General features: G+C 48.0%; 16 protein-coding genes and 1 riboswitch. All 16 genes read left to right on the top strand.

Annotation, left to right across the window (positions count from 1 at the left end; all coding sequences use genetic code 11):
* Positions 1-13 precede the first annotated feature (13 nt).
* The 16 genes from spoVAE (at position 14) to ATH33_RS03100 (ending at position 13,543) form a co-directional block, all read left to right on the top strand.
* On the top strand, positions 14-367 hold the full coding sequence (gene spoVAE, locus ATH33_RS03025; protein WP_037997515.1) for a stage V sporulation protein AE: 354 nt from the start codon (positions 14-16) through the stop codon (positions 365-367).
* A gap of 185 nt (positions 368-552) precedes the next feature.
* Positions 553-1,521, top strand: a complete 969-nt coding sequence (locus ATH33_RS03030) for a COX15/CtaA family protein (protein WP_049719975.1) — start codon at positions 553-555, stop codon at positions 1,519-1,521.
* Between the two features lie 117 nt (positions 1,522-1,638).
* Positions 1,639-1,772, top strand: a riboswitch (FMN riboswitch).
* 169 nt (positions 1,773-1,941) lie between these two features.
* On the top strand, positions 1,942-3,057 hold the full coding sequence (gene ribD / locus ATH33_RS03035) for a bifunctional diaminohydroxyphosphoribosylaminopyrimidine deaminase/5-amino-6-(5-phosphoribosylamino)uracil reductase RibD (protein ID WP_037997516.1): 1,116 nt from the start codon (positions 1,942-1,944) through the stop codon (positions 3,055-3,057).
* 15 nt (positions 3,058-3,072) lie between these two features.
* On the top strand, positions 3,073-3,720 hold the full coding sequence (gene ribE / locus ATH33_RS03040) for a riboflavin synthase (protein WP_037997519.1): 648 nt from the start codon (positions 3,073-3,075) through the stop codon (positions 3,718-3,720).
* Positions 3,721-3,731: 11 nt separating this feature from the next.
* Complete coding sequence (locus ATH33_RS03045) at positions 3,732-4,928, top strand: bifunctional 3,4-dihydroxy-2-butanone-4-phosphate synthase/GTP cyclohydrolase II (protein WP_037997522.1); 1,197 nt, start codon at positions 3,732-3,734, stop codon at positions 4,926-4,928.
* 18 nt (positions 4,929-4,946) lie between these two features.
* Positions 4,947-5,417, top strand: a complete 471-nt coding sequence (gene ribH / locus ATH33_RS03050) for a 6,7-dimethyl-8-ribityllumazine synthase (protein WP_037997524.1) — start codon at positions 4,947-4,949, stop codon at positions 5,415-5,417.
* Positions 5,418-5,435: 18 nt separating this feature from the next.
* The gene (locus ATH33_RS03055; protein WP_037997525.1) at positions 5,436-6,191 is read left to right on the top strand and encodes a segregation and condensation protein A; all 756 of its coding nucleotides are present in this window, start codon (positions 5,436-5,438) and stop codon (positions 6,189-6,191) included.
* The gene (scpB, locus tag ATH33_RS03060) at positions 6,191-6,802 is read left to right on the top strand and encodes an SMC-Scp complex subunit ScpB (protein ID WP_037997528.1); all 612 of its coding nucleotides are present in this window, start codon (positions 6,191-6,193) and stop codon (positions 6,800-6,802) included. Before ATH33_RS03055 ends, scpB begins: the two co-directional genes overlap by 1 nt.
* Positions 6,803-6,917: 115 nt before the next feature.
* Entirely contained in the window at positions 6,918-7,373 is a 456-nt protein-coding gene (locus ATH33_RS03065; RefSeq protein ID WP_121874045.1) for a PTS sugar transporter subunit IIA, read from the top strand.
* 116 nt (positions 7,374-7,489) lie between these two features.
* The gene (locus ATH33_RS03070; protein ID WP_037997533.1) at positions 7,490-8,140 is read left to right on the top strand and encodes a DUF2953 domain-containing protein; all 651 of its coding nucleotides are present in this window, start codon (positions 7,490-7,492) and stop codon (positions 8,138-8,140) included.
* Entirely contained in the window at positions 8,141-8,587 is a 447-nt protein-coding gene (gene ytfJ / locus ATH33_RS03075) for a GerW family sporulation protein (protein ID WP_037997536.1), read from the top strand.
* A 105-nt stretch (positions 8,588-8,692) separates the two neighbouring features.
* Complete coding sequence (locus tag ATH33_RS03080; protein ID WP_309485130.1) at positions 8,693-9,841, top strand: D-alanyl-D-alanine carboxypeptidase family protein; 1,149 nt, start codon at positions 8,693-8,695, stop codon at positions 9,839-9,841.
* Positions 9,842-9,848: 7 nt separating this feature from the next.
* Positions 9,849-10,451 (top strand): nucleoside recognition domain-containing protein, encoded by a 603-nt coding sequence (locus ATH33_RS03085; protein WP_037997539.1) that lies wholly within the window; start codon positions 9,849-9,851, stop codon positions 10,449-10,451.
* A 25-nt stretch (positions 10,452-10,476) separates the two neighbouring features.
* On the top strand, positions 10,477-11,016 hold the full coding sequence (locus ATH33_RS03090) for a spore maturation protein (RefSeq protein ID WP_037997541.1): 540 nt from the start codon (positions 10,477-10,479) through the stop codon (positions 11,014-11,016).
* Positions 11,017-11,135: 119 nt separating this feature from the next.
* Positions 11,136-11,855, top strand: coding sequence for a pseudouridine synthase (locus ATH33_RS03095; RefSeq protein WP_037997544.1), 720 nt, complete (start codon positions 11,136-11,138; stop codon positions 11,853-11,855).
* A 113-nt stretch (positions 11,856-11,968) separates the two neighbouring features.
* The gene (locus ATH33_RS03100; RefSeq protein ID WP_249037506.1) at positions 11,969-13,543 is read left to right on the top strand and encodes a cytochrome c biogenesis protein ResB; all 1,575 of its coding nucleotides are present in this window, start codon (positions 11,969-11,971) and stop codon (positions 13,541-13,543) included.
* The last annotated feature ends 11 nt before the right edge of the window (positions 13,544-13,554 follow it).

Raw genomic sequence — 13,554 nt, forward strand, 5'->3', positions numbered from 1 at the left:
GGGTGTATGAGAAATGGGTTCTTATTGGGCTGCTTTTTTGGTGGGGGGGTTGATTTGCGTGATTGGACAGTTGTTGATTGACTTAACCAATTTGACACCGGCACACGTCCTCAGCCTATTGGTGGTTGCCGGTGCGGTGTTGGACGGATTCGGATTGTACGATCCGTTGATCCAGTTTGCCGGAGCCGGCGCAACGGTTCCGATTACAAGCTTTGGAAATTCATTGGTGCACGGGGCATTGTCGGAAGCACATCGCAACGGATTCATCGGGGTGTTGTCAGGGATCTTTCAAATCACAAGTTCAGGTATATCCGCGGCCATTATCTTCGGCTTTCTGACAGCGGCGATTTTCAAGCCCAAAGGTTGATAAAAACAGTTGATAAAAACATATAAAAATACATTTTAAGCATAAATGAGTGGGGGTTTCCACTCTTTTTTTTACGGAGTTGTGATAAGTTTTTGCCGTTTTTGTCCCTGTGCGGCTTTTCGCCAAAATTTGTGGTATGATCAGTTGTGGACATTTTTTCCTCGTTGGAGGGAGGGAATCAAAAGATGAAGCAACTGCGCGCATTGCAGATATTCGGAATCATCACTTCGATTGGCGCTTACTTCATGTTGGCGATTGGAGCCATTGTAAGCGCTACGGAATCAGGGAAAGGATGCGGCAACACCTGGCCGTTTTGTCATGGAAAACTGATCCCTGAAAGTTTGCCGATGGAAACCGTGATTGAATACAGCCACCGGATTGTCTCGGGAGTGGACGGTTTGTTGATCCTGATTCTGACGGTCTGGTCCTGGATGGCGTTTAAAGAGAATAAACGTGTGAAGGTTTTGGGTTTTTTAAGTTTGTTTTTTGTCGTGTTTCAAGGAATTCTCGGAGCATTGACGGTTGTTTTTGAAGGCACGTTTGCCAAAAACTTCTCACTGGCCTTGCATTTCGGCTTTTCCCTTATTTCATTTGCCAGTGTGATTTTGCTGACGGTTTATCTGTTTCAATTGTCCAAACCCGGGAAGAAGAACGGGCTCATGGATATGAGGAACACCCTGCTGGCCAAATGGCTTTGGGGCTTGGCTGCCTACACTTATATCGTGGTGTATACCGGAGCTTTGGTACGCCATTCCGAGGCGACGATGGGATGCGGCTATTCCTTCCCGTTATGCGGCCCGACCGTTTTCCCAGGCTTTTCTTCCCTGGCTGAGATTCATTTGCTTCACCGTTACTTTGCATTTTTGCTCTTTTTCCTTGTCCTCGGCACGTTGATTTTTATTTTGAAAAAACATCGTGACCGGAAAGATTTGGTGCACGGGGGTTGGCTTGCGTTTCTTTTGATCACACTCCAGGCATTAAGCGGTGCGATTATTGTCTGGACGGGCGGAAAATTAATGGCCGAGTTGTTGCATACCACCATTATTTCGGCGTTCTTTGCCGTCCTTTCGTATATGTGCATGCAAATCGGCTTACCCTGGAGCAAAAAAACGCATTTGCCCGATGTTTCGACGGGAGTCGGGCAGACAAGCTGAAAAAAATGAAGGTGGATTTTCACCTTCATTTTTTTGTTTAAAAAGAAGAGATATCGACAATCTGCTGAAGATAAGCTATACTCATTGGTAAGGTGTGAAAATTGGATATGGATTTTTCACATCCTTCGGGGCAGGGTGAAATTCCCGACCGGCGGTGATGGCACGTTTGCCTCAGTCCGTGACCCGCGTTGGCGGTGGATTCGGTGCAACTCCGAAACCGACAGTGAAAGTCTGGATGGGAGAAGGATGAACAGATGTGTACCTTTAACCTGTGAATTTTTTCACATTTGTTAAAGGCTTATTTCTGTATGCAAAATTATTACTTTCAGGATACACAGCTGTTTCTTCCGTGACTGCCTCGAATTCATAAAGATTCGAGGTTTTTTATTTGCTTCGACAAAAAAGAATAAGGAGAGAAGGATGCTGACGACACACGAAACCTGGATGCGTTTGGCATTGCAACTGGCCGAAGCGGCGGAGGGTCAAACTTCCCCGAATCCGATGGTTGGGGCCGTCGTGGTCAAGGACGGGCAAATTGTCGGAGCCGGAGCCCATTTAAAGGCCGGCACACCGCACGCGGAAGTCCATGCATTAAACATGGCCGGGGATGATGCCAGAGGCAGCACGCTTTATGTGACTTTGGAGCCGTGCAATCATTACGGGCGCACGCCGCCTTGCACCGGGCGCATCATCGAAGCCGGGGTCCGGCGTGTGGTCGTGGGGTGTGTGGATCCGGATGAAAAAGTGTCCGGTGAGGGGATCAAGCGGCTGCGCGAATCCGGAATCGAAGTGGTGGAAGGGATCTTGCGCGAAGAATGTTTGCGGCTGAATGAAGCATACTTTCACCACCGGAAAACCAAAAAACCGTTTGTCACGCTCAAGATGGCGACCACCCTGGATGGAAAGATTGCAGCATACAACGGGGACAGCCGGTGGGTCACAGGCCATGAGTCGCGGGCACATGTGCATCAAATCCGCAAAAAAAGTGATGCGATTCTTGTGGGCGTGGGGACGGTTTTGGCAGACGACCCGCAATTGACCGCACGGATCGACGGAGAGCCGGTCCGGCAACCGGTGCGGATCGTTTTGGACAGCCGGCTTCGCACCCCGCTGGATGCGCAAATCGTGAACACTCAAGCTGCTCCGACCTGGATTTTTACAACGCCCCGCTGTGACCGGAGCAAAGTGGACCGGTTGATCGAAAAAGGGGTCAAAGTGATCGTGACCCAAAGCGAAGACCGGGTCGATATCGATGAAGTGTTGTCTTACTTGGGACAGCAGGGGATTTTATCGTTGATCGTGGAAGGAGGCAGCCAGGTCAATGCATCCTTTTTAAGGTGCGGCCACGTGCAAAAGGTGATGGCTTATCTTGCCCCCAAATTATTGGGTGGCAAAGACAGCAAAAGCGCCATTGCGGGAGAGAATCCCGAACGGATGAAGGAGGCTGTTTCTTTAAAACACACGGAGATCCGGCGCTTCGGGGAAGATTTCTTGCTTACGGGATATATTTCTTATGAAAAGCCGGCACAAGGTTAGAAGGGGGGCGTCAATGTGTTTACAGGAATCATTGAAGAAGTGGGACGGATCAAGCAGTTGCGTAAAAATCCGCTGACCATGGAATTGACCATTCAGTGCCGGAAGGTTTTGGAGGGCACCCAACTGGGAGACAGCATCGCCGTCAACGGGGTTTGTTTGACGGTTACACAGCTGGGCAGTGACTATTTTATGGCCGATGCCATGCCTGAAACCATGAAACGGACCAATCTGGGCAAGTTGAATGTGTCGGATCCGGTCAATCTGGAGCGGGCGGTTGCCGCCGGACAACGAATGGGCGGCCACTTTGTTCAGGGGCATGTGGACGGAGTCGGTACGATCCTGTCGAAGACCCCTTATGAAAATGCCGTTGTGTACCGGATTGAAACCAGCCCGCAATTGACCCGATACATGATTGAAAAGGGATCCGTGACCGTCAATGGCATCAGTTTGACGATTGTGGAGGTCAGTGATCATGACTTTACGGTGTCCTTGATCCCGCATACCTACAAGCATACCCAATTGCGTGATGCAAAGCAGGGAGATATGGTGAATATCGAAGTGGATATGATTGGAAAATATCTGCATAAGTGGTTTGAAAATAAAACCGGTTCCGGTTCGCCGATTACCCGGGAGATGCTGAAAGAACACGGATTTATCGGATAAGGGGGGATACCATGTCTTTTGATACGATTGAAGAAGCGCTGTCCGCCTTGAAAAAGGGAGAAATCATTATTGTGGTGGATGACGAAGATCGCGAAAATGAAGGGGATCTGGTGGTGCTCGCCGAGAAAGCGACGCCGGAGGCCATTAATTTTATGATCACCCACGGGCGGGGACTGGTATGTGTGCCGATGACGGAAGAACGTGCCCGGGAATTGGATTTGTCCCTGATGGTCAATCACAATACAGACCGGCACGGAACGGCCTTTACCGTATCGGTGGACGCGATGGAAACCTCGACCGGGATTTCGGCTTTTGAAAGGTCGCTTACGGTGATGCAATTGATCGATCCCAAGCGGGGAGCCCAAGACTTCCGGCGCCCGGGACACATTTTCCCGCTGATTGCCCGTGAAGGCGGTGTGTTGCGCCGTGCAGGCCACACCGAGGCAGCTGTTGATTTGGCGAGGTTGTGCGGGGCATATCCGGCCGGAGTGATTTGTGAAGTGATCAAAGAAGACGGAACCATGGCCCGTGTGCCCGATTTGAAAGAAATGAGCCGGAAATTTGGATTGAAAATGATTACCATTCAAGATCTCATCCAATACCGGCGGCAAAAAGAAACATTGATCGAGCGCATCGTGTCGGTTCGGATGCCGACCGAATACGGCGAGTTTCAAATGATCGGTTACACCAATGAAATTGACGAAAAAGAACACGTCGCTTTTGTCAAAGGAGACATTGACCCGGATCAACCCGTCCTGGTCCGTGTTCATTCCGAATGCTTGACGGGGGATGTTTTCGGATCCAAACGATGCGACTGCGGACCCCAGTTGCATGCAGCGATGCGGAAAATCGAAGAAGCCGGACAAGGCGTGCTTCTCTACATGCGGCAAGAAGGGCGCGGAATCGGCTTGATCAATAAATTAAAAGCATACAAACTGCAGGAAGAAGGCTTGGATACGGTGGAAGCCAACCTGCGTCTCGGATTCCGCGATGATTTGCGTGAATACGGGATTGGCGCGCAAATCTTGCGCGATTTGGGCGTGGGGAAAATGCGCCTGATGACCAATAACCCGCGGAAAATCACCGGTTTGAAAGGTTACGGTCTGGAAGTGACAGAGGTGGTTCCTCTGGAAATCCCCGCAAACAAAAATAATCGTCGTTATATGGAAACGAAAAAGGAAAAATTGGGTCACATGTTGCATTTGTAAAAAGAGGAGGAAACAAGGATGCCAAATGTATATGAAGGAACGCTTGTGGCAACAGGAATGCGGTTTGCGATTGTCGCCGGACGGTTTAACGAATTTATCACCGGCAAATTGGTGAATGGAGCCGTTGACGGTTTGAAACGCCATGGAGCCGAAGACGATGCCATTGATATTGTTTGGGTGCCGGGAGCTTTTGAAATTCCGCTGATTGCCGATCAATTGGCTCAATCGAAAAAATACGATGCGGTGATCGCGTTGGGATGTGTGATCCGCGGCGCCACCACCCATTACGATTATGTATGCAATGAAGTTTCCAAAGGAGTGGCGGCGGCGAGCGTGCGTCATCAACTGCCGGTGATTTTTGGAGTGATCACCACCGAAAACATTGAGCAAGCCATTGAAAGAGCCGGCACCAAAGCTGGAAACAAAGGATGGGAAAGTGCACTGGCAGCCATCGAAATGGCTGATTTGATGAAACAGTTAAATCGTTGATGGGGTAACGATTATCATATGGAAGAAGTAAAAATTAAGCTGGATATGTTTGAGGGGCCTCTTGATTTGTTGTTGCATTTAATCGAAACCTCGGAAGTGGATATTTATGAGGTTCCGATTGCGCAAATTACCGAACAATATATGCAAGTGTTAAATGAAGCCGAAGAGAGTAAGCTGGATGTGGCCAGTGAGTTTTTGGTCATGGCGGCAACTCTTTTGGCCATCAAGAGCAAAATGCTCCTGCCCAAGCAAGAGGTTTTTGAAGAAGATTTTATGATGGAAGAGGATGAATGGTTTGAAGATCCCCGGACGGAACTGGTCGAACGGTTGCTGGAATATAAGAAATACAAGCGTTTGGGGGAAGTGTTGCGCCAGAGGGAAGAAGAAAGAAGCAAAATTTATTCCCGTCCGGCGATGGATCTGACGGCCTACACACCAGAAGTAAACCCGGTTGAAGGGCTTTCTCCGGACGATTTGTTGCAGGCATTTGTCGAGGCGCTGAAAGACCGGGAAACCCATGAGCCGGAAGCCAAGTTGACCAGGGAAGAGATTTCGGTCAGTGACCGGATGAATGAAATTGATGCGCTTTTGACAGAAAAAGGGCAGTTGCTTTTTTCCAAACTGATCGATTGGAAAACCGCCACCAAAGAACGGGTGATCACGACCTTTTTGGCGCTTCTGGAATTGATGAAATTAAAAAGGATCGTTTGTTATCAGGAACATATGTTTGGGGAAATCCGGGTGGAACGACTGCAGGCGGAGGTGCAGCCTTGATGAGCCGGGATATGAAAGCAGTGATGGAAGGTCTTTTGTTTGCAGCCGGAGAAGAAGGAATGAGCATTAAAGAACTGGCGGATGTGACCGGCTTGGAAAAACACGAAGTGGAACAATGTTTGCATGATCTCAGGGTCGACTATAAGGAACAGCAAAGAGGCATTCAAATCGTCAAAGTGGCCCAAGTTTACCAAATGACCACATTGCCCGAACATGCGTCCTACTTTGAAAAGATGGCCCAAGCCCCGAACCGTTCTCGGCTGTCCCGTGCGGCATTGGAAACCCTTGCCATTATCGCATACCGACAACCGATTACGCGTGTCGAGATTGAAGAGATCCGGGGGGTCAAAAGCGAACGGGTGTTGCAAGTCCTTTCGCGAAAGGGATTGATTCGGGAAGCCGGCAGGGCGGAAGGAGCGGGACGCCCGATTTTATACGGAACCAGCAAAGATTTTCTGGATTATTTCGGACTCAACGATATCGAAGAACTTCCCCCGCCGGAATCCATCTTTGATTGGCAGGAATGGGAACAAGAGCGCCAGGATTTGTTTAAGCGTTTGGGTGTGGAACAAATGGAAGAGGCGGAGACGGATGAAGGATCTCCCGTTTAAAGGAGGCCGGCCGGCCTCCTTTTTTAAAAACAAAAAAGAAAAATTGCCGTTTTTGTAAACGCTTTTAAGATGAAAAAAACGTGAATGGCTGGATCGGAGAGGAGGCAGGCTGAATTTGTTACATGAATTGATCACGAGGGATACCATTGTTTTAAAAGAGGAAGTCCGCAATTGGAAAAAGGCGATTCAATATGCATCCGAACCCCTGTTAAAAAAAGGATGGATTGAGCCGGAATATGTAAAAGCCATGATCCATATTATCGAAACGCTGGGCCCCTATGTGGTTTTGACACCCCATGTGGCCATTGCCCATGCGCGACCGGATGCGGGAGTGAACCGGTTATCCATGAGTCTTTTGCGGTTAAAGAAGAGTGTTTCTTTTGGAAGAGGACAAGAGGTGCATCTGATTATTATTTTAGCAGCCATCGACCAAAAGTTGCACTTACATGCATTGTCGGATTTATCTCAATTATTGTCTGAAGAGAAAAATATTGAACGGATGATACATACCGAAAAAATTGAAGAAATTGAAGAACTGATTCATCAATATTCAAGAAAACAGTGCAATTAGCAACTTAGTGGTCGGAATTTTTTCAAAAAGGCCGGACGGTTTAAAAATTTGTTGGATAATATTGTATATTCACCCGTCATCTTGCCCAAACTACCCAGTGATGGCAGGTGGTGGGGTTGATTTTTTTTCTGATCATTCTTGTGTTGTTGCTGGTCTTCTTCATCGGAACTTGGTTTTCCAACATTCAAATTGAATTGTTGTTTAAACGGGAAGCGCAAAATGATTTTGGCAAAATCAAAGTGAAGATGTTTGGCGGATTGCTCAGATTTCAATACAATTTGCCGCAAATCCTATGGGGTGGTTTGGATGAAGGGGTGGCCCTCAAGCAGAACGTGACCGGTAAGATTGGCAAGAAAGAAACCAAAACGAAAAAGAAATCGATTCACATTGATAAACGGAAAGTCAAGAAATTTCATTTTGAATATCGCCAGATTCTTTACCGGTACCATGATTTTCAACGAATCATGCGGTGGTTCTTTGGAAAGATCACCTGTGAAAAATTCGTTTGGAACACCAAGATCGGAACGGGGGATGCAGCAGAGGCGGGATTTTTAACCGGATTGGCATGGAGCTTTAAGTGGATGCTTCTCAGTTGGCTGGGAAATCAAATCCGGTGGAATGCCAAACCGGAGTTAAAGGTGGATCCAAGATTCAATGAAGCGATATTGGAAACCTACTTTCACAGTATAATCCGGTTCCGGATCGGGCATGCTATCCTTGCTGTGAAACGTTTATCAGATCATATGCGGAAAGGGAGGATCCAATAAATGTCTGAGCACCCTATTCAAAACTTGATGGAAACTGCCATGGAAAATATTCGTGAAATGATTGATGTCAATACCATTATCGGTGATCCGGTGGAGACGCAGGATGGCCAAGTCATCATTCCGGTTTCCAAGGTCGGGTTTGGATTTGCAGCGGGAGGAAGTGAATTCAGAGGACATTCGGATGATAAAGAGGGGGAAGATCAGGAAAAGCGGGGGAATTCCAGACATTCCACTGAAAAAAGCCAAGAAAAGCTTCCGTTTGGTGGAGGAAGCGGCGGAGGCGTCTCTGTCACTCCGGTTGCATTTCTTGTTGTCAGTGAAAAAGGAATTCGTGTGTTAAACATGGATAAACAAACCCATTTATATGACCGCCTGATTGACACGGTCCCTGAATTTGTGGAGCAGTTGAAAAACATGGTTAAAAAAAGTGATAAAAGTGAAAAGTAAACCGGATACAAAACGGCACAGCCCGGGGCAGTGTCGTTTTTTTACATAATCTTGTCCGGAGTGCATATATTTGTACAAACCCGAACGGGAGTGGGGTGAGATCATTTGATTCTGGGGCGGATCTGTTCGGTTGGGCTTGTCACAGCCATCTTGATGATGATCTTTGTCTGGCCGGAAGGAGCAAGAGCCGAAGTGACAGGGGATTTGGCTCCCGGGGCAAAAGCCGCCATTTTGTATGATGCTTCTTCAGGCCGTGTTTTATTTGAGAAGAATGCAGAGGAACCCATGTTGATTGCCAGTTTGACCAAAATCATGACGGCAATCATTGCGATTGAAAACGGGAATTTGGATGAAACAGTGACCATCAGCCCCAATGCGGAAGGAGTGGAAGGCTCTTCCATCTATCTGAAAGCCGGTGAAAGAATACCGCTTCGCACCCTGTTGTACGGACTGATGTTGCGTTCCGGAAATGACGCGGCAACGGCGATCGCCGAACACATCGGCGGATCGGTGGAAGGGTTTGTTTATTTGATGAATGAAAAAGCCGCCTATCTGGGTCTGGAAAACACGCATTTTGCCAATCCGCACGGTCTGGATCAAGAGGGGCATTATTCATCGGCCAAAGATTTGTCCGTATTGACGGCATACGCACTCAAAAATCAGGTTTTTCAGGAAATTGTCAAAACAGAGGTCAAGACGGTGTCCTGGCCTGGCGAAAAATGGAAAAGAAAATTTTACAATAAGAATAAGATGTTGCGCTTTTATAAATGGGCGGACGGCGTTAAAACGGGGTTCACCAAAAAGGCGAGAAGAACGCTGGTTTCTTCTGCGACCAAAGACGGCCACCAGTTAATCACCGTCACTTTGAATGACGGGGATGATTGGAAAGATTCCATGAACATGCTGGAGTACGGGTTTCAGCATTATGATTTGGTCTCCTTATTGAAAAAAGGACAGGTTCTGTCCGGTCAGACATATGAAACGGATGATCACAAAAAGTTCCGGGTTGTCGCCGGTGCTTCCTTTGATTATCCGCTGACGGAAGAAGAAAAAAAACAGGTTACGGTAAAGCCGGTCATCAGTTATCCTCTCCGGCTGGTGACAAGCGACCGCATGCAAGTGGGAAGCGCCCGGATTTACGTGAACCGGCAATTGATCGGATCGGTTCCTTTGGAAGTCGAAATGGAGCCCGAACCATCCATGATGAAAAAGTGGTTTCAATCCTTCGGGCTGATGCTTTGGAAAAAAGGGTGAAGCAAAAATGATCCATTATATTTGGATTTTTATGATTTTAAGCGGGGTGGTGGCAGCGGCACTGCAGGGGAAGTTGGAGTTGGTGACAAAAGCGGCCTTAAATGGTGCGGAAGAAGGGGTTTCCGTTTGTCTGGGACTGATCAGTATCATGGTGTTTTGGTTGGGGATGATGCGGATTGCCCAAGATGCCGGCTTGTTGGAAAAGCTGGCGAAGATTTTGCGTCCCGTTGCCCGGTTTTTGTTTCCATCCGTGCCTCATGATCATCCGGCGATGGGCTACATTTTATCGAACATGAGCGCCAACCTGTTTGGATTGGGAAATGCCGCGACCCCCATGGGACTCAAGGCAATGGAAGAGTTGCAAAAATTAAACCCCGACCGGAAGACGGCCACTCCTGCGATGTGCACTTTGCTTGCTCTGAACACCTCGGGACTGACATTGCTTCCGACAACAATTATCGGGATCCGGTTGAAACACGGTTCGGTGAACCCGACGGAGATTATCGGCCCGACATTGCTGGCCACCTTGCTTGCCACTTCTTTTGCCATCCTGTTGGATCGTTATTACCGAAAGCGCACGTTTGACGAGAACGGGCGGCTGAAGAAGTAATCAAACAGGGAAGAGGGTAAATCAGATGTTTGAAATCATCAGTTTTGTTTCCAATCTGATGTTGCCGGCCATTGTGGTGTTTGTTCCGCTGTATGCCGTGTTTCGCAAGGTTCCCGTTTATGACAGTTTTGTCGAGGGGGCCAAGGAAGGATTCCCGACAGCGATTTCGATTATTCCACACCTGGTCGGTATGATGGTGGCTGTTTCCATCTTCCGGGATACCGGCGCTTTGCAGTTTTATTTGCAATTTTTGAAGCCGGTGCTCGGTTGGCTGAAGATTCCGGAAGAAGTGGTTCCGATTGGGATTTTGCGGCCGATTTCCGGAACCGGTTCCCTGGCCTTTGTGGAAAGCGTTCTTCGCACCTACGGGCCGGACTCCTTTCTGGGAAAACTGGCATCCACCATTCAGGGAAGTACCGATACCACTTTATATGTGCTGACGGTTTACTTTGGCGCCGTGGGGATCCGCAATTCGCTCTATGCGCTGAAAGTCGGTTTGTGGGCGGACTTGGCGGGATTTTTGGCTGCCTGGATCATTTGTACATTGATTTTTTTACCCGGTTGAGCAGAGAAAGGCTTTTTCTGCGATACCGGGTTTTATAATGTCTGAAAACAACAGGGCTGTCCGGTTTGACTTGTACGAAACTTTGTAAACAGTTAAGATGACTAAGAGGTGAGCATGGCATGGAGCGTTTACAAAAAGTGTTGGCACAGGCGGGAGTCGCTTCCCGAAGACGTTCGGAAGCATTGATCTGTTCCGGGAGAGTGAAAGTCAACGGACAACGGGTCACCGAGCTGGGAACCAAGGTGAATCCCCGCCAAGACCGGATCGAGGTGGATGACCGGCCGGTCGTGTTGGAGAGAAAAAGGACATTTTTGTTTTATAAACCGGAGCAAGTGATTACCAGTATGCATGACCCGCAGGGACGGAAAGTGGTGGCTGATTATTTCCGCCATATCCCTGAGCGTGTTTTCCCGGTCGGGAGGCTGGATTACGATACCGAAGGTCTGCTGATCATGACAAATGATGGAGAACTGACCCATCGTTTGCTTCATCCGCGTTACAAGGTAAATAAAGTATACATTGCCACTGTGGAGGGAAAACCCGGCCCGAAAGCGTTAAAACAGCTGGAAAAGGGTGTGAAACTGAAGGATGGATGGACCGCCCCGGCCAAAGTCCGCTTTCTTTCCCATTCCAGCCGGGACAATACCTCCCGGTTGGAACTGACGATTCATGAAGGGAGAAAAAGACAGGTCCGGCGCATGTTGAAGGCGGTCGGGCACCAGGTGATTCATCTGATCCGGGTCCGATTTGGATTTTTGACGCTGGAAGGATTAAGCAAGGGGGAATTCAGGGAATTGACGGATGAAGAAATTCAACGGTTAAAAAAAGAGATTTTGTGAACAACTTTCAAATCATCGTCACATGTTCCTAATCGAAAACCAAACTTAAATGTATAATTAGTTAATGAAATCATGGAGTTTTTCGTGATTGGATCACAGGGGGGGAGTCATGCGTGATAGATAACAGCAAATGTGAGTGCGGACACAATAACCCTGTTGGCACCATATTGTGTGAGTACTGCGGAAAACCGCTGGACAAGACCATCAAAGAAAAGGAAAATATTGCTGAGGAGATGCGCTATGAAGGAAAAGCAAGACGTTCCCAAATGGCACAACCCTCCCCGTTTGACCGGGTCTGGCAGTTCTTCTCCTCAGTGAAAGTTGCCATTATTTTGATTGTCGTTACTTTGATCGCCGCCGGAATCGGCACCATTTTTCCTCAAGAAATATATGTCCCCTCTTCAGATCCAAAGAGTTACTATGAGGAGCACTATGGAATCTGGGGAAAACTTTATTATGCACTTGGTTTTTCGGATATGTACAACTCCTGGTGGTTTTTTCTGCTTTTGTCAATGATCGGGGTTTCGCTTGTTGTCTGCAGTTTGGACCGGGTTGTTCCTCTGTATAAAGCGCTTAAAAACCAAACCGTGACCAAAAGCCCGGAATTTATCCGCCGGCAACGGATTTCGCATGTGGAGCATGTGACCGACGAATACCCGGAGCAAAAGATTGATGAGATCGCGCAAGCATTGAGCAAGAAACGTTATCACATACGGCGCGAAAACGGGGCGCTTCTTGCAGAAAAAGGACGGATCAGCAGATGGGGTCCTTACATCAATCATATCGGGTTGATTATTTTTTTATTCGGGGTTTTGCTGCGGTATGTGCCCGGATGGTATCTGAATGAAACGTTGTGGGTCCGGGAAGGGGAAACCAAAAAAGTTCCGGAGACACCGTATTATGTGAAAAATGAGCGCTTCACCATGGAGTTTTATGATCAACAAAGCAAGGATGAAGGACCGGTTGTCAAGAAATACCAAACCAATGCCGTGTTGTATGAAAAGGACAAGCAGACGGGGCAGTTAAAGCCGGTCAAAAAGCATGCGATCATTGTGAATGAACCGCTGAAATATAAAGGCTTGTTGTTATATCAATCCAGCTTTGAGACCGGATTGCTCCAAAAAATTTCTTTTAAAGTCACGGAGAAAAATACGAAAAAAGAGTTGGGAACCTTTACCGTTGATTTGAATAACCTCCGGAAGGACCAGGTTTATCCGGTCGGAAATTTGGAAGTCCGGGCACTGGAATATTATCCGGACTTTGCCATGGAAAACAATCGACCGGTGACCAAATCGCAGGAACCGAACCGCCCGGCTTTTGTCTTTGAAGTCCGGGAAAAAGGAGCGAAAACGGGAGAGAAATCCTGGGTTATCTCCGGTCAGGACTTGGGCGATTTGTTGAAAGACAATCACTATAACATTGATCTGGCCAATATCCACACGGTGAATTCCTCCGGGCTCATGGTACGCGTCGATAAAAGTTTGCCGGTGATTTTTTTTGGAGGATTCATTTGCATGATCGGGCTGGTGATGGGATTTTACTGGCACCATCGCCGGGTCTGGGTCCGTGTGACCGACGGTTCCTTATACGTTGGCGGGCACACCAACAAAAACTGGTACAGTTTTTACCGCGAACTGTCTGCGCTGGATGTATTGAAAGATTATGACTTGAAGCCGGCGAAAAAATAGGGGGAAAAGAC

It is taken from the genome of Thermoactinomyces vulgaris, assembly GCF_003688725.1.
Lineage (GTDB): Bacteria > Bacillota > Bacilli > Thermoactinomycetales > Thermoactinomycetaceae > Thermoactinomyces > Thermoactinomyces vulgaris.

Coding starts and splice junctions, on each gene's coding strand:
- spoVAE (WP_037997515.1), top strand. CDS start 14: ATGGGTTCTTATTGGGCTGCTTTTTTGGTGGGGGGGTTGATTTGCGTG.
- ATH33_RS03030 (WP_049719975.1), top strand. CDS start 553: ATGAAGCAACTGCGCGCATTGCAGATATTCGGAATCATCACTTCGATT.
- ribD (WP_037997516.1), top strand. CDS start 1,942: ATGCTGACGACACACGAAACCTGGATGCGTTTGGCATTGCAACTGGCC.
- ATH33_RS03045 (WP_037997522.1), top strand. CDS start 3,732: ATGTCTTTTGATACGATTGAAGAAGCGCTGTCCGCCTTGAAAAAGGGA.
- ribH (WP_037997524.1), top strand. CDS start 4,947: ATGCCAAATGTATATGAAGGAACGCTTGTGGCAACAGGAATGCGGTTT.
- ATH33_RS03055 (WP_037997525.1), top strand. CDS start 5,436: ATGGAAGAAGTAAAAATTAAGCTGGATATGTTTGAGGGGCCTCTTGAT.
- scpB (WP_037997528.1), top strand. CDS start 6,191: ATGAGCCGGGATATGAAAGCAGTGATGGAAGGTCTTTTGTTTGCAGCC.
- ytfJ (WP_037997536.1), top strand. CDS start 8,141: ATGTCTGAGCACCCTATTCAAAACTTGATGGAAACTGCCATGGAAAAT.
- ATH33_RS03085 (WP_037997539.1), top strand. CDS start 9,849: ATGATCCATTATATTTGGATTTTTATGATTTTAAGCGGGGTGGTGGCA.
- ATH33_RS03090 (WP_037997541.1), top strand. CDS start 10,477: ATGTTTGAAATCATCAGTTTTGTTTCCAATCTGATGTTGCCGGCCATT.
- ATH33_RS03095 (WP_037997544.1), top strand. CDS start 11,136: ATGGAGCGTTTACAAAAAGTGTTGGCACAGGCGGGAGTCGCTTCCCGA.